This window comes from Parabacteroides massiliensis, from assembly GCF_900155425.1.
GTDB classification, from domain to species: Bacteria; Bacteroidota; Bacteroidia; order Bacteroidales; family Tannerellaceae; genus Parabacteroides; species Parabacteroides massiliensis.
This window is the reverse complement of record NZ_LT700191.1, coordinates 761,125-782,670: the sequence shown is the minus strand read 5'-3', so window position 1 is coordinate 782,670 and position 21,546 is coordinate 761,125. Positions and strand designations below refer to the sequence as shown.

The window sequence follows — 21,546 nt, the reverse complement described above, 5'->3', positions numbered from 1 at the left end:
TATCCTCTTTCTGTAGTCGGGATGAGAAGACTCGAACTTCCGACCTCCACGTCCCGAACGTGGCGCGCTAGCCAACTGTGCTACATCCCGTTTTTGATTACGGCTGCAAAGGTACAACTAATTTTTAAACTGCAAATAGTTTTGCCGTTTTTTTTCAAATGAAGTGTATTTTTTTTCATTTCCTCCTTAAAATATATTTTCTTTGAATATTTTTCCATTGAAACGTTTGGAGTGTAATAAATAAAGTTTACCTTTGCACCCGTCAAACAAAACAATGGTGCCATAGCTCAGTTGGTAGAGCAAAGGACTGAAAATCCTTGTGTCCCCGGTTCGATTCCTGGTGGCACCACCTGAAAATCAAGCAGTTACAATCAAATGTAACTGCTTTTTTTATGTCTTTTCACTAGTTTTTCTCTTCAAATTCCACTATTTTCGGTGTTTTTCGGTGTTTGTTTAAACCGATGTTTAAACCAGCGTTTAAACCATGAGTACAACTATCAATGTCGTATGTTACAAATCTAAAGTATTGAAAAACAATGAATCACCTTTGATGATTAGAATCTGCAAAGACAGAAAGATGAAGTATGAAAGTCTTGGAATCTCGCTTGATCCTAAGTATTGGGACTTCAAAGCCAATAAACCTACTTCCAAATGTCCAAACAAGGAGTATATCGAAAAGGTGATTACAGAGAAAACAAAAGCCTATACGGATAAAATTTTGGAATTAAAGGCTATGGAAAAGGATTTTACAGCAACCACATTGGCTGAAAAAGTAAACAATCCTATAAAACTGAAAACTGTTGGCGAAGTCTTTTTAGGCTACATGGAGAGGCTTTCAACAGAGAAACGTACTGGATATATGCTTTCTGTTAAGCAAGTTTATAACTCGCTTATCAAGTTCAACAAACATCTGAATATCTATTTCCCAGATATTGATACAGCTTGGCTACGAAAATATGAAACATGGCTACGCTCAAACAATATCAAAGAAAATACAATCGGTATTCGTTTCAGAACTTTAAGAGCGATTTACAATTTGGCTATTGAAGAAAACATTGTCAAGGCTGAATATTATCCTTTCAAAAAGTATAAAGTATCCAAACTACATGAAAAGACAGCCAAAAGAGCTATCAATAAAGAGGATATAAACAAGGTTCTTTCCTACAAGTCAAGTAATCCGTTTACAAGACTACCTATCGACCTGTTTACTTTCTCTTACTTCATGGGTGAAATTAACTTCGTGTAATGGTTCATAAAACATGTTGATTCTATTTTCACCAGCAAATGAAAGAAGAATCAAGAGACGTTTTCTAAACTGTCTAAGGATGACATAGTAAGTTCAGCATTGGCTTGATAACAAAAAAACTTTCTACCACTGCAAATTTACCAAGCAGATTATTTGTATGTTCCCGATAAGTAACATATATTTGTTCCCAAATAGTAACAATGCGTAAAATGAAAGGGAAAAGCATAACAGGAGAAAGAGATCGGGAAACTACCGAAAAGCGGTTGTTAGATACTATCGGTAAAATGATTGCCGAAGATGGCTTCGAGAAAATCGGCATTAACGCTATAGCTACCCAATCAGGTGTTTCAAAGATATTGATATACCGTTATTTCGGTTCGGTAGAGGGACTTATGGCTGCTTACATACGACAACATGATTTTTGGATCAATTTCCCTCTTGAATGCCCCAGTCGTGAAAAACTACCTGCATTCGTGAAAAGTATGTTTCAAGGACAGATTGAGCAATTAAGGAATAATCCTACTTTGAAAAGACTTTATCGTTGGGAATTATCTTGTAATAATGATATGATTGTAAAGCTAAGAGAGCAACGGGAAAAAGTGGGAATAGACCTTGTAAAGAAAGTAAGCGAACTAACAGGGCATCCCCAAAAGGAAATTGCAGCAATAGCCTCTATGCTGACAGCATCAATTACTTATCTGGTGATGCTGGAAGATTTTTGTCCGGTTTACAATGGTATTCCTCTGAATGAGAATTCAGGATGGGAACAAATAAACGAAGGAATTGAAGTTTTAATAAATAAGGTATTTCAAGATGAAAACTGATTTCATACAAATAGCCAGTTATGCTTCCAAAGCTCCTTCGGGACATAACACACAGCCTTGGAAGTTTCATATTACGGACAGTACTATTACGGTTCTCCCCAACTTAGATGTAGCGTTACCTGTCGTTGATAGAAACAATCGTGAGTTATTTATTAGCTTAGGCTGTGCTGTTGAAAACTTATGTATCGCTGCCAGCTATTTTGGTTACACTACCCATATAATAGAATGCAGTATAGAAGCGATTATTCTTGAATTAACGAAAAATGATCTCACAATTGAAGATTCCCTATTCCATCAAATTGAGAAACGACAGACAAACCGCAATATCTATAATGGTAATAAAATATCAGATGAAATTCTACAACAACTTCAATCCATTCCAAAAGAAAATGGTGTTCAATTCTACTTTACTGAAATAAGTACGTCATTTGCAAATACAATAACTCAATACATAATGAAAGGGAATGAAATTCAAATGACTGATATTGCTTTCAAGAATGAATTGCTTTCGTGGATGAGGTTTAATAAAAAACAAGTTGAGGCTACACATAATGGGCTAAGTTATTTGGTTTTCGGAAATCCGCCACTTCCTAAAATATTAGCACGTCCCATAGTTAGCTTATTCTTAAAACCTAATGTGCAAAACAAATCGGATAGAAAGAAAATAGATTCTTCTTCGCATTTTGTTGTATGCACCACGCAACAAGATACAATCAAAGAGTGGATTAACTTGGGGCGAACTCTCCAACGCTTTCTGTTAAAAGTAACAGAGATCGGGATTTCTTATGCTTTCTTGAATCAGCCGTGCGAAGTTGCAGTATTAGCCTTTGATTTACGAGAGAAATTACCTGTCAATAAGGAACACCCAACATTAATAATGAGAATTGGTTATGCAAAGCAAACTCCTTATTCTCCCCGTAAAAAGATTGAAACATTACTAGTCTAATATTTTTTTTGTTTATCATGTTTCCGATTAGTGGATGTTTTGTGTGTAAAATAAAAAATAGGACTTTTTGTTCTGTGCGTAAAATGAAAATGCGTTGTCTTTGTGTTGTTAGTAGAATAAAAACAGGAAACCAAGGACAAAAATATTCTGAGAACGGTTATAGCCGATAATCAACAGGAAGTTCCAAGATACAAGGTAATTCCACGGAATTTCACTTTCGAAGAGTTTGGAAACTATGTTTTTGTAGGCATCCGACGTGCAGGAAAATCTTATCTGCTCTATCAACGGATGTAACAACTACTTTACGCAAGGCGTGTCTCTTTTTATTGGATGGGAACACTTCTTTTGCTGGAGAATATGGTAGCCGTAAATCTACTGCGTAAATACGGACGAAATGATGCTGTTTATTTCTACAATCAAAATATTGAAGTTGACTTCTATATTCCCGATGATTACACGGCGATTCAGGTTTGTTACAATCTCGATAATAGCAGTGTTTGCAATGTTGGTCGCAATTATCTGTAACATGCCATTGAAAAGCAAAGTATTCCATACTGATGACTTGTTGTTTTTTGGAATCACTTGCACAGGGGTAATCTTGTGCTGTTCTCATAACGGAATAACCGTTCATTCTTGAAAATACTTTTTATTGTTTGTAAAATTAATGTTACTATTATTGTACTGCATTGCAGCGCCTTATTTCTATTTTAACACCCACTGTACCAACTCTTGCATGAATATGCGGCTATCTTTCCCCCACCAACGAGTTTGCAGTTTATTAAACGTATTCCTAACCCCATCAGGATAGCCCATTAATTGCCCGACCATCGCATCTGCTGCGACAAATAACTTTCCGCCATTATCAAGCATGACATAGGAAGAATGTAAATATCCGCCATCCAAACAGATACTGGCAGGAATTCCTCCCTTTATGGCTCTTGCTCCGCTATATGGAATTTCCCGGCGTTTTTTGAATATCTCATTTTCAAAAGAAACCGCACCGCAATTTTTTGAAATTCCCTCGATGTCAAATCCCAGTTCTATGCCGAAAGCCTTTGTTATTTCATTTGCCCCATATTTACGTAAATCCACTCTATGCTCTTCGTCTATGAAAAGCAAAACTTTACCACCTTGTCTTATAAAGTTAATGATCGCGTTTTGTTCCGTGTTGGAAATGTTCTTTTGAAGATTTTTTGAGAGAGGAGACAACATAATCAGTACATCTACATTTCTCAATAAATCAGGTGTTATTGTTGCACTATCGTTTTGTTGCCAACTTGCTCCGGCTTGTTCTATCAATGCTTTGTAGTCCGGAACTATATCCGTATAATATTCATGTCCGGGAGGGGTATCTTGACATTGCCCATGTGACAGGTCAAACATTACAGTCTTTTTTTGTGTTGTAATTGTAGCACAAGAAAGCACTAAAAAGATTGCCACAAATAAAAATCTATCCATACTACTGTATTTTTTTGGGTTGATACATTACTGGTCGTCCTTGTTTTGAGTGAAACGGGGTCTATTCGATTCAACCAATTGGGAAAACTTATTCCGGATATTTCTACAAAAGTGTTATCCAATACATTACGCACATTGGAAGCAGATGATTTAGTCAAAAGGACGGTATTTCCCGAAGTTCCTATTCGGGTAGAATATGAATTGACAGAAATCGGTAAATCTCTTGTCCCTATCATTGTTTCATTAACGGAGTGGGCACAAAAGAACATGAAATCTATAATGATGCATCGAAAGAAATCCGCCACTGTTCCATAATCGTTCCATCTCATATTTATGTTCTATTAAAAGACAAAGCGCATTCCATATTTGGTAAAGTTCTTTTCCTATCAAAGTCTCTATGGTTTCCGAAGTAGGAGTAGATATTTGAGAAACTTTTCCCATGACGTATTGCGAATATACCTCAAAGACGCGATTGGAGATAAATAAAATAAAACTTCATGGAGTTATATAGAACAAATAACTAACTTTGTGTCCTAACCATAAGAATCCATGCTGAATACAGAAACCATACAATCGCTCATTGATAGCGGAGAAGGCTACAATGTAGAATTTAAAGTTCGTGCTCCTTCAAAGGTACGTGAATTGACAGAAGAAATTTGCGCTTTTGCCAATGCTGACGGGGGATATTTACTTATTGGTGTGGATGACAATGGGCAAGTCGTAGGTACGAATTTAGAGAACGACAAACGTTCCGCCATTCAAAGTTCTATCAGCGAAATATCTCCGGCTCTTCATTGCGAATTGTATTCGGTAAATGTTGAAGGCAAAACAGTTTGGGTAATTGATATTCCGTCCGGAAAAGATAAACCTTATATATTTTCCGGTTCTATCTATGTGCGTGAGGGAGCAAACTCGCAGAAACTTCGTACAGTCGAAGAAATGCGCTACTTCTTTCAGGAATGCAACAAAATCTTTTTTGACCACATTCCCTGTTCTTGGTTCAACATCGACACTGATGCAGATGAACAAGCGATAAAAGACTTCCGTACGGAAGCACAACTAAGTTCATCCACAGGCGACAAACAGATATTCGAGAATCTGGAACTGTTTACAGATAAGGGAATAGCCAAGAATGGCACTGCCATGTTCTTCGGGAAAGAGCCGGAACGGAAATTTCCACATGCAATAACAAGATGTGTTCTTTTCAAGGGAACGACTAAAGTATATATCATAGATGATAAGTCTTTTGGTGGTCCGCTATATCAACAGTATTTGCAGGCAATGGCATGGCTTGAAAGTAAACTTCAAGTTGCCTACAAAATAGAAGGCCCCGGACCGAGAGAAGAAATTTGGGAAATCCCTCTAACTGTATTTAAGGAAGCTGTTATAAATGCTCTGTCACATCGTGACTACTATGAACAAGGAGCTACCATTACAATAGAAATGTTCGATGATAGAGTAGAAGTTTCCAATCCCGGAGGGCTTTTACCTATCGTAGCCAAAGATTTCGGGCATAAAAGTATGACACGTAATCCGCTAATATTCGGATTGTTTACCCGTATGCACTTAGTGGAAAAAGTTGCTTCCGGCATTCCTCGTATGCAGGAAGCTATGAAAGAAGCGAATCTGCCTGAGCCGGAATTTCATACGGAGGGAATGTTTACGGTAGTATTCAAACGCCAAGTCACTAACTCTGCCAACTATGACACTGTAAATGGCAGAGTAAATGACATAGTAAATGATACTATAAACAAGAATGAACAAGCTATTCTCAATCTACTGACAACCACTTCCGCTTTAAATGCTTCTGAAATCAGTAAGTATATTAACAAGAGTTTAAGAATGACTATGCGATATATCAAGGTTTTACAAGATAAAAACTTGATAGAATTTAGAGGTGCACCTAAAACAGGGGGATATTATTTGAAATAACCCGATTAACCTCTATATTTGTGAGATGGAAAATAAAGGAATTAAGTATGAGTTTACCGCCAAAGTGTGGAACTACTCATCGACTGGCGGAACGTGTGGTTGGTACATAGCTTGCCTTCCTAAAGAAATGTCCAAAGAAATAAGAGAAAACCTTAAATTCTTGGAAGAAGGTTGGGGGCGTTTGAAAATGACTGCAAAAATCGGCAATAGCCAGTGGGCAACCGCCATTTGGTTTGATACAAAACTTCAGACCTATTTGCTCCCTATCAAGGCCGAAATCAGAAAAAAAGAAAAAATTGAGACTGATAAAGATGTGAAAATTATGATTAGGATCTAAATAAACTAATATAACCATCGGTCTATATTTCTTTTTTCTGCACTGAACTCAACTCCAACCTTGACTAATTTACGTCCGTCTGCCTGATAAGGAATCAGGTACCCTTTCTCACAGATCTGCTGCAGAGCCTGCTCGGCTGTTCCATTCAGTTTAAACTCAAAGACATAGATATATTTAGGCATTTCCACTACGGCATCAGCCCGTCCGCGGGCACTAAGAACTTCTGCTCCGGTGAATTGCCCCATCAATTTGAAAACCAAATAAAATACAACCTGATAATGGCGTTCGGTCTTTTCATTCAGTTCGTATGGAAAATCTGCAAAGAAAGCTTGCAGTCGGGTAAGGAAAGCATCGACATCACCGGTACGCAATTCCTGGATAAATTTACCGATATAAAAACCCTGCTCTTCTTCATTGATTGGCGTATAATACGGAACTAAAAAATTAAGAAACCCATAACGGACCTCATCATTCGGAAAAGCCAAACGATAAAGTTGGAATTCCTTATCATAGCCTTTTATAGTCAAATATCCACTCTGGTAAATCAGCGAAATAGGATTGTTGGCCTCCACTCTGTATTCTGTAAAGGAAGAAGCTGTAGCTTCTACTCCGTCAATTAATATTCGCAAATCATATTTACTCGTTTTAAGCAGTTCGACCAAAAAAGTTGGAGTCCCCGTTTGAAACCAATAGTTGCCAAATTCAAGTTTATAAAATGAATTGAGAATACTGAACGGATTAAACACGCCGGCACCTTTCGGATGAAAGTGGTATCCATCATATTTGCGTGTCATCACTTCCACAACTTCATCCAATGTTATTTTGTTGGCTACCGATTGGCGTTCCAACTCCGGGACAAAAGTCGATGTCAACTCTTCTTTGGTAATGCCGCAAACGGTAGCATAGGCCAAATCCAAACTGATATCATTCAACTGGTTCAAATCACTGAACACACTGACTTGTGCAAATTTGGTCACACCGGTAAGGAAAACAAAACGAAGATAACGGTCGGAACTTTTCAGCACGCCATAGAAAGCCTTCAATGTTTTACGATAGTCATCAAGTAAAGCCTCATTTTCTAATGCCTGTAATAAGGGTTTGTTATGATTCAAAGGTACAGGTTTTCATGAAAATATACATGCAAACTCCTATAAAAGATGCATAAATTACTATAGATGACATGTCTTTTGGCGGTCCGCTATATCAACAGTATTTGCAAGCGATGACGTGGATTGAATATAAATATTATATCGACAGGAACCGACACCCGGCACTTTTGTTTATATATCTCTAATAAACAAATGATTAAAAGGTGTCGGTCGGGTTTTGTAACCGACACTGAACCGACACCTTTTTGTTTTCCGGCAGTTCGTTCGGAGTCTCCTCTTTCCATGGGGTAACTGGTACGGAACATACAGGAAACTAATTCGAAAGTCATAGTAAACTAATTCAAAGCATATAGTAAATTATTGATACGTAGTACTACCTATCCTCCTTACGTAGTACTACTTATTGCCGATTTGTAGTACTACATATGGACAGTTGGTAGTAACTACCAATAAATACTTTACTATATGTTCTCATTTAGTTCTTCGGGTGCTTTGACTTAGTTTATGACATGAAACGGGTTAGTTTATCTCGCTTCCTTTTGCATTTTTCAAAATAAAATTCATAATATGCATGTTTAGAACTGGTTCGCATGGCGACCTCATCCTTGTGCTTGTCCTCGATGGTTATCGGATGAGCGGTTTAATTGTGTCATACTGTTAAAGAATGATATACTAAAACTATTTTATCTCCCGTTAATTCTTTACATTTGCCACAAAATTATAGCGGTTATGACAGAATGCAAGGATGAATACATATTAAATTCCATTGATTACCCGGAGGATTTGCGTAGGTTGTCCCCCGATAAATTGGGAGAGGTATGTGCAGAGTTGCGTCAATATATAATAGATGTTCTATCGGAGAACCCCGGGCATCTTGGGGCAAGTCTTGGAACGGTAGAACTGACGGTTGCACTACATTATGTTTTTAATACTCCCTATGACCGTATCGTATGGGATGTGGGGCATCAGGCGTATGGTCATAAAATACTGACCGGACGTCGGGAGGCCTTTCATACGCTTCGGAAATTCAAAGGGATCAGTGGTTTTCCTAATCCACAGGAAAGTGTCTATGACGCATTTATTGCCGGACATGCATCCAATTCCATTTCGGCAGCCATGGGCATGTCGGTCGCTTCAGCCTTGAAGGGAGAAAAAGACCGGCACGTGATAGCTGTGATCGGCGATGGAGCCATGACGGGTGGTTTGGCCTTCGAGGGCCTGAACAATGCTTCGGCCAATCCGAACAATCTGCTTATCATACTCAATGATAACGATATGGCGATAGATCATGCCGTCGGTGGGCTGAGCCAGTATCTGGTGGATATCACGACCAGTCAGGCGTATAATAAAATGCGTTATGATGTGTATCGCGGACTGCGCAAGATGAAACTGATCGATAATGATCGTCGGGAAAACATCCTTCGCTTCAATAATAGCCTGAAAGCATTGCTCACGCAACAACATAACCTGTTTGAGGGATTCAGCATCCGCTACTTTGGCCCGATTGACGGACATGATGTCAATTATATGATCAAGGTGCTGAATGATATAAAAGATATGGAAGGCCCGAAGTTGTTACATATCAAAACGACGAAAGGGAAAGGGTTCAAGCCGGCTGAAGAGTCGGCGACGGAATGGCATGCCCCGGGCCTGTTCAATAAGGAGACCGGAGAGCGGATCATTGTCCACAAACTGAACGAACCTCAACTTTATCAGGATGTTTTCGGGCATACCCTTGTCGAGTTGGCCGAACAGGACGAACGGATCGTGGGGATCACTCCTGCGATGCCGACGGGTTGTTCCATGACTTATATGATGAAGGCGTTTCCGAAGCGGGCGTTTGATGTCGGGATTGCCGAAGGACATTCGGTGACTTTTTCTGCCGGGCTTGCCAAAGAGGGGATGATCCCTTTCTGCAATGTCTATTCTTCTTTCATGCAGCGGGCATACGATATGGTGATACACGATGTCGCCCTTCAGAATCTCCATATGGTGATCTGCCTGGACCGTGCCGGCCTGGTAGGCGAAGACGGGGCGACGCATCATGGTGTGTTCGACCTCGCTTATCTGCGTCCGATCCCGAACCTGATTATCTCGTCTCCCTTGAACGAATGGGATTTGCGTAACTTGATGTACACCGGATATAAGGAAAGCAACGGTCCGTTCGTAATCCGTTATCCGCGCGGTAAGGGAGAAATGGCGGAGTGGAGGAATAAGATGCAGGTCTTGCCGATCGGAAAGGGCAAGAAGCTCCGTGAGGGAAGTGATATTGCGATCTTGTCGCTCGGCCCTATCGGCAACGAGGTGATAAAGGCAATAAAGACGGTAGAGAATGACGGCATATCGGTTGCCCATTACGATATGATTTATCTGAAACCGATGGATGAAGAACTGTTGCATGAAGTCGGTAAGAAATTCAGCCGTATCATCACTGTTGAAAACGGTGTGATCAAAGGAGGATTCGGCAGTGCTGTTCTGGAATTTATGGCTGATAACGGTTATACTCCACAGGTGAAACGGATCGGTGTGCCGGATGAATTCATCGAACACGGATCGGTCCCCGAGCTGTATAAGCTATGCGGCATGGATGCCGGAAGTATTGCAGGAGAAATAAAAAAGATGGTTATCGGAGGATAATATATCCTCATAATTAATCTCTATATAAAATGAAAATTATCATAGCCGGAGCCGGTGAAGTAGGAACCCACCTGGCAAAAATGTTATCACAGGAGAAGCAGGATATCATCCTGATGGATCCGAATGAGGAGCGTTTGAATTTTACGAATTCAAGCATGGAGATCCTGCCTATGGTGGGCAATCCGACATCCATTCGGGACCTGGAGGAAGCCGGCATCAGAAAGGCCGATCTGTTTGTCAGTGTCACGCCGGAGGAAACGGCCAATGTGGCAGCCAGCATTCTGGCTTCTAAATTGGGAGCGCGTAAGACGTTGGCGCGTATCAATAATTACGAATACCTGCTTCCTAAAAACAAAGAGCTGTTCGAGAAGATGGGGATTAATTCCATGATCTATCCGGAAATGTTGGCGGCCAAAGAGATTGTGACGGCTGTCAAACGTCCGTGGACTCGTCAGTACTGGGAGTTGTTCGGAGGAGCCCTGATTCTGATCGGAGTGAAGGTCCGCGATAATTCCCGGCTTGTGAACAAACATTTGTCCGAACTGCTGAACGAACAGAAGCTCTATCATATCGTGGCCATCAAACGGCAGAACGAGACCATTGTCCCGCGTGGTATGGACCGCATAGAATCGGGAGATATCGTTTTCTTCACAACGACCAAAGCCCATATCGAAGATGTCCGGTTGCATGCCGGCAAACGGGACCCTGAAGTGAAGAAAGTCATCATCATGGGAGGTAGCCGCATTGCGATCCGTACCTGCCAGTACCTTCCGAACAATATCCGTGTAAAAGTAATCGAGACAAACAAAGAAAAGAGTCACCGCATAGCGGAAGTCGTTCCTGGAAACGTCTTGATCATCAATGGAGACGGACGCGATACCGACCTTCTGATGCAGGAAGGGATCAAAGATGCACAGGCCTTTATCGCTCTGACGGACAATTCGAGTACAAATATCCTGGCCTGCCTGGCCGCCAAACGTGCCGGAGTGTTCAAAACCATTGCCAAGATCGAGAACATCGATTACATACCTTTGGCGGAAAGCATGGATATCGGTTCGGTTATCAATAAGAAATTGATTGCTGCCAGCCATATCTACCAATTCCTGTTGGACGCAGACGTGTCGAACGTGAAATGTCTTACTTTTGCCAATGCGGACGTGGCTGAGCTTGTTGCCCGTCCCGATTCGAAGATTACCCGTAAGCAGGTAAAAGACCTGAATCTTCCGAAGGATTTGACATTGGGAGGGTTGATCCGTGACGGTGAGCCGATGATGATCAAAGGTGATACGCATATCCAGGCTTATGACCACGTTGTGGTGTTCTGCTTGGATACAGCTATGCGTAAATTGGAGGACTACTTTAATTGATTGACAATTGATGGTTAACAATTGACAATTGCATATTATGCTGAATGTTCGTTTTATAATTAAGATGTTAGGGTTGATGTTCATCCTCGAGACGTTGTTTATGCTGGCAGCGACGGCGGTCGCTTTCCTGTATGAAGGGGATGATTTCTATCCGTTTCTCCAGTCGAGCGGCATCATGTTCGGAACGGGAGTCCTTTTTACGTTGATCGGGCTACGCGCCAACGAGCATACAGCCGGGCGACGGGAAGGAATGCTGACCGTCACTTTGACTTGGGCGCTTTTCTCCCTCTTGGGAATGTTGCCATTCTATTTAGGCGGGTATATCGATAATGTGACGGATGCCTATTTCGAAACGATGTCTGGTTTCACGACGACAGGCTCTACCATATTGGCCGATATCGAAGCGCTTCCGCATGGGATATTGTTTTGGCGAAGCCTCACGCAATGGCAGGGCGGTATCGGAATGATCGTGTTTACCGTTGCTTTGATGCCTATTATCGGAGGGGGAGCCACCCAGATGTTCGATGCCGAGACTCCGGGGATCACGCACGAGCGTTTCCGCCCGCGTGTAACCCAGGTCGCCAAACGTCTGTGGGGTGTTTACCTGTTCCTGACCATTGTCCTTATCGGTCTTCTATGGGCAGGCCCGATGGACCTGTATGATGCTGTCAATCATGCGCTCACCTGTATTTCCACCGGTGGCTATTCCACCAAGAATGCCAGTATTGCTTACTGGAACTCTGACTATGTCGAATATATAATTACGATCTTTATGTTTGTCGGGGCAACCAATATCACCCTGGTCTATTTCTTTTTCAACGGTAAACTCAAGAAAGTGTTTACGGATGAAGAGACACGCTGGTTTTTCTGGTTCGTGCTGATTATCACTGCAATGTCGGTGGCTTGGATCATGTATAAGGGGATTGTGGACGATTTTGGTACCGCATTCAGGCTGGCAGTGTTTCAGGTTGTCTCACTTGTGTCTACATGTGGGTTTGTGACAGTCGATTATATCTCGTGGGGACCGTTCTTCTGGCTGTTGGCTCTGGTTCTGATGGTAGTCTGCGGTTGCGCGGGTTCTACCTGCGGAGGTTTGAAGATGGGACGTTTTGTGATCCTGACCAAGAATCTCTTTAACGAATTTAAGAAGCAGACGCACCCGCATGCCATTATACCGGTACGGATGAACGGGCATGCCGTTTCGGGCGATATCGTCCACCGGGTGCTGGCGTTTGCTTTCGCTTATATTGCTTTGATCTTTGTCAGTTGCATGGTGCTGATGATCGACGGGATGGGATTCGAGGAGACGATCGGCGCCGCGATCTCTTCGATCAGCAACATCGGACCGGGGCTTGGCAGCTTGGGGCCGGCCGGGAATTATGCCGATGTCCCGACTGTGTCGAAATGGTTCCTGTCTTTTCTGATGATGGTCGGGCGTTTGGAGATATTTACGGTATTGACGATTTTGTTGCCGGGATTCTGGAAACAATAATACCAAAAAAGAGGGTCCGGATATACGCTTTTGCCTAATTTTGCGTTATAATAGGTACGAATCATAAAGACGTAAAAATACATGATAGAATATATCAAGGGAGAGATTGTGGAACTGACGCCGGCCCGGATGATCCTGGAATGCGCCGGGATCGGCTATGAACTGAATATCTCCCTGAATACATATACTTTTTACAACGGAAAACCGACCGGGAAGGTTTACGTATACGAAGTGATACGTGAAGATGCCCATCTGCTTTTTGGTTTTGCAGGGAAAGAGGAGAGAGAGCTGTTTTTGATGTTGACTTCCGTGTCGGGGGTCGGTCCCAATACAGCCCGGATGATCCTTTCCTCCCTGTCGCCTGCCGAATTGGTCCGGGTGATTGCCGATAAAAACGAAACGGCTTTGACGGCAGTCAAAGGTATCGGATTGAAAACAGCCCAACGCATACTGGTAGACCTCAAGAATAAGGTAAAACCGATAGACGGTATGATTGCGGCAGGTGGTTCTTCTTCTGTCGTTGCCAGCAGTGCTGTCGCGGAAGAAGCTGTGGCGGCATTGGTTATGTTGGGATTCCAGAAAGCCGCTTCGCAAAAGGCGGTTAACACGATCTTGAAAGGTTCGCCTGCACTGGCTGTCGAGCAGGTCATTAAAACAGCCCTAAGAATGCTCTGAGCAATGGATAATTGACAATGGGCAATTGACAATTAACATGAGAAGGATACTGAAATTTATACTCTGGATAACAATTCTACTGTTTGGCGCAGGCCTGTATTCGATGAATACGGATTTCCTGGCTTATGCGATGTCGTTGCCGGATGTCAAACTGCCGGTCGTACCGGACGATACGATACCGAAGGTACGTACCCGCTTCCCGGTAGCCAAGACGGTTCCCGAAGAATATCAAGATCTTACCAAGCAGTCGCCCGCAGACTTGAAGACACCGGAAAACGTGAAGTCGGTGGTTGAATACGACATCAGGACCGGAACGTATGTGGTCCGCACCAAATTGGGCGATGTCGATCTGACTACTCCGATTTCGTTGACTCCCGAAGAATACCAGGACTATAGTTTCCAGAAATCCATCCAATCCTACTATCGCCAGAAAAACGAAGAAGAGTTTCAAAAGGCTGCCAATAAGCAGTTCAACTTAGCAGATATGCAGTTCGATATCGGTGCGGCGGAGCGTATCTTCGGACCGGGCGGCGTACGGGTGAAAACGCAAGGATCGGCCGAAGTGGTGTTAGGCATGAAGCAGAACAAGACCAAGAACCCGTCTTTGCCGGAACGCGCTCGTAACCGTACGTTCTTTAATTTCGACGAGAGTGTCCAATTGAATGTGCAAGCGTCGGTCGGCAGTAAAGTGAATTTCGACATGAACTATAATACCGAAACCTCTTTCGACTTCGACTCCAAGAAATTGAAATTAGCTTATACCGGTGAAGAAGACGAAATCATCAAGTCGTTGGAAGCCGGCAATGTGAGCATGACGACCAGCAACTCCCTGATCAACGGAGGAGCGGCCCTGTTCGGAATGAAAGCGGATCTTCAGTTCGGCAAATTGAGAGTCAATGCATTGTTTGCGCAACAGGAATCGGAATCGAAAACGGTCAGCTCAAAAGGAGGCGTGCAGACAAAGCCATTCGAACTGACGATCGACCAGTATGAGGAAAACCGCCATTTCTTTCTGTCTCACTATTTCCGTGACCGCTATGACGAAGCGGTAAAAAACCTGAACACGATTTCTTCTCCCGTCACGATCAGCAAGGTGGAAGTCTGGGTGACAAACAAACGGGCCACTTACGATCAAGCGCGTAACGTGGTCGCTTTTGCCGATCTGGGAGAGCATGCCAATATCTCGAACACGGCGGTCGTTTCTCCTTCGGGGGTACTCCCGATTCCTTATAATAATACAAACACATTGTATAATACCCTCAACCAGCAGTTTGCCGGTGCACGTGATATCAGTACTGTGAACCAGACGTTGGGAGGGACCTTCGTCAACGGTACGGAGTATGAAGAAGTGGAAAGCGCCCGCTTGTTGGATGCGTCCGAATATACGGTTAATACGAAATTGGGATATATTTCGCTGAAGACACAGTTGCAGGCGGATGAGGTGTTGGCCGTCGCTTATAATTATACTTATTCGGACGGGAGGACTTACCAGGTGGGCGAGTTCTCGACCGACAACCCTTCTTCGGCAGCCTCCTGCCTGTATGTGAAGCTGCTGAAAGGAATCACCATGTCGCCTGATATGCCTTTCTGGGACCTGATGATGAAAAACATCTATTCGTTAGGAGCCTATTCCGTCCAGAAAGAAAAGTTCAGGTTGAACATCATGTACCAGAGCGATACGACCGGCACATACGTCAACTATCTGCCGGAAGGAGCGATCGCCAATCAAATTCTGTTGCGGGTACTGAATCTGGACAACTACGATTCCAACAACCAACCGCATCCGGATGGCATATATGACTTTATCGAAGGTGTGACTATACTGGCCGATAATGGAAAGATTATTTTTCCGAGTGTGGAACCGTTCGGTTCTTATCTGCGCAAGAAGATAAACAATGATGCGATAGCCGACAAATATGTGTTTCAGGAACTCTACGACTCGACGCTGACCGTCGCCCGGCAGATAGCGGAAAAGAACAAGTTCAAGCTGGAAGGGGAATACAAAGCCTCTTCGGGTGCCGAGATACAGTTGGGCGCATCCAACGTGGCGCGCGGTTCTGTCAAGGTGACGGCCGGCGGAGCGATATTGACCGAGAATGTGGATTATACCGTCGACTATACCTCCGGCGTGGTGACAATCCTGAACGAAAGCATTATTTCAGCAGGAACGCCGGTCAGTGTCTCGCTGGAAAACCAGACAGCCTATAGTATGCAGCGCAAGACCATGATGGGATTGGACTTGAACTATCAGTTCAATCCGAACCTGATGGTAGGCGCCACCATCATGCACATGTCCGAAATGCCCTTGACAACCAAAACGACAATGGGAGACGAAGCGATCAAGAATACGCTTTGGGGTGTCAACATGGCTTATAAAGGCGAAAGCCAATGGCTTACCAATGTGTTCGACAAGCTGCCGTTGCTAAACCTCAGCAAACCGAGCCAAATCTCTTTTAACGCGGAATTTGCGCATTTGATCGCCGGGCATTACGAGAACAAGAACACGGGGGGATATTCGTATCTGGATGACTTCGAGTCGACGCAGAGCAATTTCGACCTTTCCGACCCTTATCCCTGGCAGTTGTCCAGTGTGCCTTATGACGACGGTACGCCTCAGTTGTTCCCTGAAGCCGGGCTGACCAATAATATCGATTACGGAAAAAGCCGCGCTTTGCTTGCCTGGTACACGATCGACGGATTGTTCACGCGTAAGAATTCCTCTTTACGTCCGAAGCATCTCAAACCCGAAGAGTATTTGGACAATCATTATGTCCGTGCCATCGAGTCGAGAGAGTTGTTCCCGCAACGGCAGCAAAGCATGAGCGAGAGCAATACGTTGACGATTCTGAACATGGCTTACTATCCGCAGGAGCGCGGCCCGTATAATTTGGATGCCGACAACATTAACCCGGACGGGACATTGCAGAACCCGGAAAAACGTTTTGGCGGCATGATGCGCAAGATAGACCAGAGCGACTTCGAGACGGCGAATGTCGAATACATCGAATTCTGGATGCTCGACCCGTTTATCTACGACCGCCAGACCGCAGGGGGCGACCTGTATTTTAACTTGGGTGAGATATCGGAAGACATATTGAAGGATGAAAAGAAGTTCTTCGAGAACGGATTGCCGATCGATGGCGATACGTCGAAAGTCGATTATACGGTTTGGGGTAAGGTCCCCAAGCAACAGAGTACGGTCTATGCATTCGATAATACGGCAGGAGCACGTCTGTTGCAGGATGTCGGCTTGAACGGCTTATCTTCGGACGAGGAAAAGGAATATCCGGCTTATCGCGATTATCTGGACAAGTTGCGCCAGAAATTGAATGCGGCAACCCTTACCGAGATGGAGAACGACCCGTTGCAATTGTCGCCTTTCTTTGATCCGGCAGGAGACAAGTTCCACTATTTCCGTGGTACGGACTATGATTCTCAGGATGTGGATATCTTGACTCGTTACAAACGCTATAACGGAACGGAAGGAAACTCGAAAGATATCGACAATTCGAGTGAACGCTACAGTACCTCTTCCAAGACTGTGCCTGATGTGGAGGATATCAATCAGGACAATACGCTGAATAAGAACGAAAAATATTTCGAATACAAGGTGAGGATCACTCCGCAGGATACGGTTGTCGGCGAAAACTTCATTGCGGATAAACGCACATCGTTGGTAAGACTGTCAAACGGAACGACAGAATCCGTTACCTGGTATCAGTTTAAGATACCGGTAAAACAATACCAACGCCGCGTGGGGGCGATCAATGATTTCAAGACGATTCGTTTCATGCGTATGTATATGACGGGATTCAAGGAATCGGTCGTTTTGCGTTTCGGTACTTTGCAACTGGTACGCGGTGAATGGCGATCCTATGAACAGGATTTGTCCGATCCGAAGATGCCGCCAGCTGTAAAGGGCAAATTGGAAGTCTCGACTGTCAATATTGAGGAAAACAGTGACAGAGATCCGGTCAACTATACATTGCCTCCGGGCGTCAGCCGCGTTCTGGATCCGAGCCAGCCGCAGATACGTCAGGAGAACGAACAGGCGCTTTCTTTGAAGGTGACGGATCTCGCCGCTCAAGATGCACGTGCCGTATACAAGAATACGAACTACGATTTGCGCCAGTACAAGCGCTTGCAACTGTTTACGCATGCTGAAGCACCGAAACTGGACGTAAACGATCTTGCCGATGGCGATCTCGCAGTCTTCATCCGTTTGGGATCGGACTATAAGAATAACTATTACGAATATGAAGTCCCGTTGAAGCTGACTCCGCATGGGGAGTATAACTATAACAATACGGAACATCAGAAAATTGTCTGGCCGGCAGAAAACATGTTGAACTTCCGCCTGCAGGTCTTGACTGATTTGAAACTGGAGCGTAACCGGCAGAAGCGTTCGGGAGAGAACGGGGTGTCTTTCCAGACTATCTATTTAGGCAGAGACCCGGATAATGAGAGCAACACGATTCGCGTCAAGGGTAATCCGAGCCTTTCCGAAGTGAAGACGATCATGATCGGTGTGCGTAATGTCCGGAATAAGCTGAAGAGCGGGGAGGTCTGGGTGAACGAATTACGCCTGACCGACTTCAATGAAGAAGGCGGATGGGCTGCCAATGCAAATTTGAATGTCGCGCTTTCCGACTTGGGTACGGTGAACGTAGGCGGACGTATCGAGACGGCGGGCTTCGGCGCTCTCGACCAGTCGTTGAACGAACGTCGGATGGAAGACTTCAAGCAGTATAATGTGGCGACTTCTATTGAATTGGGTAAGCTGTTCCCGGAAAAGACACAGGTCAGCATCCCGTTCTATTATGCCTATTCGAAGGAGACATACGATCCGAAATATAACCCGTTGGATCAGGATGTCAAACTGAAGGATGCAATCGATAATGCGGAAACGAAAGCAGAGAAAGATTCGATCCGCAGCTATTCGCAGGACAGGACGGTCATCAAGAGCGTTTCATTCAACAACGTGCGTGTGAATATCAAAAGCAAGACCCCGATGCCTTACGATCCGGCAAACTTTACGCTTGGATATTCATACAGTATTAATGATAAGAAAAATCCGGAGACGGAATATGAGACGACAAAAGATTACCGGGCTAATTTCGCCTATAGTTATGTGCCTTATGTCAAACCGATTAAGCCGTTCGATAAATTGTTGAAGAAAAACAACGGCTATACACGCTATGCCAAACAGTTGGCGCTTAACGTGGCTCCGTCCATCAACTTCCAGACGGCCATGATGCGTAATTATTACGAAATAAAAATGCGCGACCTGACGGGGGTGGCGACCGGTGTTACCAACGATATCCCGGTGACATTCAGCCAGAACTTCTATTGGGACCGTGCTTTCAGTTTGAACTGGGCCTTTACGAATAACCTGAACATAACGTTCAGTTCCGGTACGAATGCCCGTATCGAAGAGCCGTATGTCCAAGTGAACAAGGAGCTGAACCCGGACGGTTACCAGTTATGGAAAGACTCCGTAAAGAAGAGCATTGCAGACCTGGGAACTCCGATGAAGTACGACCAGCAGTTTATGGCAACATGGCAGTTGCCGTTGCAGTTGATCCCGGTTTTGGATTGGGCCAATGCCTCCTTGAGCTATAATGCCACCTATAATTGGGACCGTGGTGCAACCGTAAGCGAAGATATCGAGATGGGTAACACGATCAAGAACCAGCGTCAGTTCGATTTGCAGGCGAACCTGAACTTGTTATCCCTCTATAACAAAAACAAATATCTGAAGAAGATCAACCAGAAGTTCAACAATACCCGGGCTACGGCTAAAAAGCCGGAGAAGAAGAAAAAGCCTAAGCTTGAGAAAGAGATTGTCCTGAGTCCGGACAGCGCTACGGTGGTCGAACATGGCATGTTTACGAAGAAAGTGCAGATCACGGCCAGAAGAATGGACGGGAATGTCTACAGAGTCAAGTTCAAGCCGATCAACTTGGCGCAAGTCAAGATATTGAACCAGGACACGGTACGCCTGAAGTTGACGATCATACCGGGGCCGGCTCCTTCCGAGGATTTTCTTTATAAGGCGGCCGAACACAGCGCCCGCTTCCTGATGATGGTGCGCCGTTTCAATATCCAGTTCACGAATTCTGCCGGTATGATGTTGCCCGGTTTCCGTCAGGAGATCGGAGATATCTTTGGCCAGGGACGTACTTCAGTCGGCCTTTCTCCCGGTATAGGCTTTGCCTTCGGCGACGTGCGCCGCAGCTATATAGACGAGGCGTATGAAAAGGGTTGGCTGATAACGGATACCGAAAGAGACGTGAACGCTGCCGTCATGACCAGTACGAAGAATCTGAATATACGGGCGAACCTCGAACCGATCACGGGATTGAAGATTGACCTGACGGCTCTCCGCAATGATACGCGTAATACGGAAATACAATTTATGTATGAAGGTATGCCGGAGATTATGGGAGGTAACTTTACCATGACGACAATCGCACTGGGCAGTGCTTTCGGAGGTAGTGGCAATGCCATGAACAACTATTCTTCGAAAGCCTTTGACAAGCTGTTGGCGAATCGCGAGATCATTGCCCAGCGTATCGAAAGCAAGTATTCGGGCTTGAGATATCCGGATGTGGGCTTTATCCATGATCAAAAATTAGGAGGAATGCCTTATAATCCGGGAACCGACAATGTGAACGGTGTCAACCAGAATTCTGCCGATGTCCTGATTCCGGCCTTCCTCGCCGCTTATACCGGTAAAGACCCGAAGAAGGTGGGCCTGACGGCTTTCCCTTCGTTGAAGAGCATGTTGCCTAACTGGCGCGTAACTTACGACGGCTTGATCAAGATCCCAGCCGTCAAGAAATATTTCAAGAGCGTGACGTTGAGCCACCAGTACCGTTGTTCCTATTCGGTAGGCGCTTTCACCTCCTTCCTGAATTGGGTGGATGCCGGACAGGACGGATTGGGATATATCCAGTCGATACTGAATGATAACCCGACGCCTTCGTCTCCTTATTCGATCTCGTCCGTCAGTCTTACCGAGGCGTTTAGTCCTTTGTTAGGCGCAGACGCGACCCTGTTGAATAACGTGACAGTCCGGGCGGACTATTCGACTACCCGCAATTTGAGCCTGAATACGACCTCCTACCAGTTGGTCGAAGCGCTTTCCAAGAAAGTCACGATCGGGTTGGGGTACAAATATGCCGAGTTCAACAAAGTTTTGAAGATGAAGAAGACGCGTGATTTCAGCAATGACCTCACCGTTCGTCTGGATTTCTCGTACAACAAGATGCAGTCGCTGATCCGTAAAATCGATACACAGTTGACACAGGCTACCAGCGGTAACATCGCAAAGACAATCTCGTTCTCGGCTGACTACGGTTTGAGCCGTGCGTTGACGGTCCGTGCTTTCTATGATATCCAGATCAACGAACCGCTGATATCGAGTGCCTCTTACCCGACTTCAAACTCAAACTACGGTATCAGTCTGAGATTCTCTCTTGCACAGTAGTTATGTGATATTATATGAGGGAATAAGTGCT

13 protein-coding genes, 2 tRNA genes and 2 pseudogenes are annotated in these 21,546 nt (G+C 44.3%); 13 read left to right on the top strand and 4 right to left on the bottom strand.

The annotated features are described in order from the left end of the window. Positions 1 to 16 precede the first annotated feature (16 nt). Positions 17 to 90 (bottom strand) — tRNA-Pro (locus BQ9893_RS14225). A gap of 186 nt (positions 91 to 276) precedes the next feature. Between BQ9893_RS14225 and BQ9893_RS14220 the strand changes: the two genes are divergently transcribed. The 5 genes and pseudogenes from BQ9893_RS14220 to BQ9893_RS22575 all read left to right on the top strand — a co-directional run. Further along, positions 277 to 349, top strand: a tRNA-Phe gene (locus BQ9893_RS14220). A 135-nt stretch (positions 350 to 484) separates the two neighbouring features. Then, a complete protein-coding gene (locus tag BQ9893_RS14215) occupies positions 485 to 1,246 on the top strand; it encodes a phage integrase SAM-like domain and Arm DNA-binding domain-containing protein (RefSeq protein ID WP_075966630.1) in 762 nt (253 codons plus the stop codon). Positions 1,247 to 1,455: 209 nt separating this feature from the next. Continuing rightward, positions 1,456 to 2,070, top strand: a complete 615-nt coding sequence (locus BQ9893_RS14210; RefSeq protein ID WP_075967387.1) for a TetR/AcrR family transcriptional regulator — start codon at positions 1,456 to 1,458, stop codon at positions 2,068 to 2,070. Next, complete coding sequence (locus BQ9893_RS14205; protein WP_075966629.1) at positions 2,060 to 3,016, top strand: Acg family FMN-binding oxidoreductase; 957 nt, start codon at positions 2,060 to 2,062, stop codon at positions 3,014 to 3,016. The genes BQ9893_RS14210 and BQ9893_RS14205 overlap by 11 nt, the downstream gene beginning before the upstream one ends. A gap of 317 nt (positions 3,017 to 3,333) precedes the next feature. Then, positions 3,334 to 3,508: pseudogene (locus tag BQ9893_RS22575) on the top strand (ATP-binding protein); the annotation flags it as partial. A 210-nt stretch (positions 3,509 to 3,718) separates the two neighbouring features. On the opposite strand, the gene BQ9893_RS14195 reads toward BQ9893_RS22575, so the two are convergent. Further along, positions 3,719 to 4,474 carry a hypothetical protein gene (locus BQ9893_RS14195; RefSeq protein ID WP_075966627.1) on the bottom strand — a complete coding sequence of 252 codons (756 nt, stop codon included), beginning with the start codon at positions 4,472 to 4,474 and terminating at the stop codon, positions 3,719 to 3,721. A gap of 45 nt (positions 4,475 to 4,519) precedes the next feature. Between BQ9893_RS14195 and BQ9893_RS14190 the strand changes: the two genes are divergently transcribed. Further along, complete coding sequence (locus tag BQ9893_RS14190; protein WP_394333241.1) at positions 4,520 to 4,789, top strand: winged helix-turn-helix transcriptional regulator; 270 nt, start codon at positions 4,520 to 4,522, stop codon at positions 4,787 to 4,789. On the opposite strand, the gene BQ9893_RS21135 is transcribed toward BQ9893_RS14190, so the two are convergent. Beyond that, a complete protein-coding gene (locus BQ9893_RS21135; RefSeq protein WP_081415471.1) occupies positions 4,718 to 4,915 on the bottom strand; it encodes a DUF3788 family protein in 198 nt (65 codons plus the stop codon). The genes BQ9893_RS14190 and BQ9893_RS21135 overlap by 72 nt on opposite strands. 108 nt (positions 4,916 to 5,023) lie before the next feature. On the opposite strand from BQ9893_RS21135, the gene BQ9893_RS14185 reads away from it, so the two are divergent. Beyond that, positions 5,024 to 6,406, top strand: coding sequence for an AlbA family DNA-binding domain-containing protein (locus BQ9893_RS14185; RefSeq protein WP_075966625.1), 1,383 nt, complete (start codon positions 5,024 to 5,026; stop codon positions 6,404 to 6,406). Between the two features lie 25 nt (positions 6,407 to 6,431). Continuing rightward, positions 6,432 to 6,743 (top strand): DUF1905 domain-containing protein, encoded by a 312-nt coding sequence (locus tag BQ9893_RS14180; protein WP_075966624.1) that lies wholly within the window; start codon positions 6,432 to 6,434, stop codon positions 6,741 to 6,743. Between the two features lie 5 nt (positions 6,744 to 6,748). Here BQ9893_RS14180 and BQ9893_RS14175 read toward each other — a convergent pair. Beyond that, positions 6,749 to 7,849: pseudogene (locus BQ9893_RS14175) on the bottom strand (PD-(D/E)XK nuclease domain-containing protein); the annotation flags it as partial. Between the two features lie 732 nt (positions 7,850 to 8,581). Here BQ9893_RS14175 and dxs point away from each other — a divergent pair. From dxs to sov, 5 genes are all read left to right on the top strand, one after another. Beyond that, positions 8,582 to 10,489, top strand: a complete 1,908-nt coding sequence (gene dxs, locus BQ9893_RS14170) for a 1-deoxy-D-xylulose-5-phosphate synthase (protein WP_075966623.1) — start codon at positions 8,582 to 8,584, stop codon at positions 10,487 to 10,489. Positions 10,490 to 10,518: 29 nt separating this feature from the next. Then, on the top strand, positions 10,519 to 11,856 hold the full coding sequence (trkA, locus tag BQ9893_RS14165; protein WP_075966622.1) for a Trk system potassium transporter TrkA: 1,338 nt from the start codon (positions 10,519 to 10,521) through the stop codon (positions 11,854 to 11,856). A gap of 37 nt (positions 11,857 to 11,893) precedes the next feature. Further along, on the top strand, positions 11,894 to 13,348 hold the full coding sequence (locus tag BQ9893_RS14160; protein ID WP_075966621.1) for a TrkH family potassium uptake protein: 1,455 nt from the start codon (positions 11,894 to 11,896) through the stop codon (positions 13,346 to 13,348). 81 nt (positions 13,349 to 13,429) lie between these two features. Next, complete coding sequence (ruvA, locus tag BQ9893_RS14155) at positions 13,430 to 14,023, top strand: Holliday junction branch migration protein RuvA (RefSeq protein ID WP_075966620.1); 594 nt, start codon at positions 13,430 to 13,432, stop codon at positions 14,021 to 14,023. Positions 14,024 to 14,060: 37 nt separating this feature from the next. Beyond that, a complete protein-coding gene (gene sov / locus BQ9893_RS14150; RefSeq protein ID WP_075966619.1) occupies positions 14,061 to 21,515 on the top strand; it encodes a T9SS outer membrane translocon Sov/SprA in 7,455 nt (2,484 codons plus the stop codon). Positions 21,516 to 21,546: the final 31 nt, after the last annotated feature.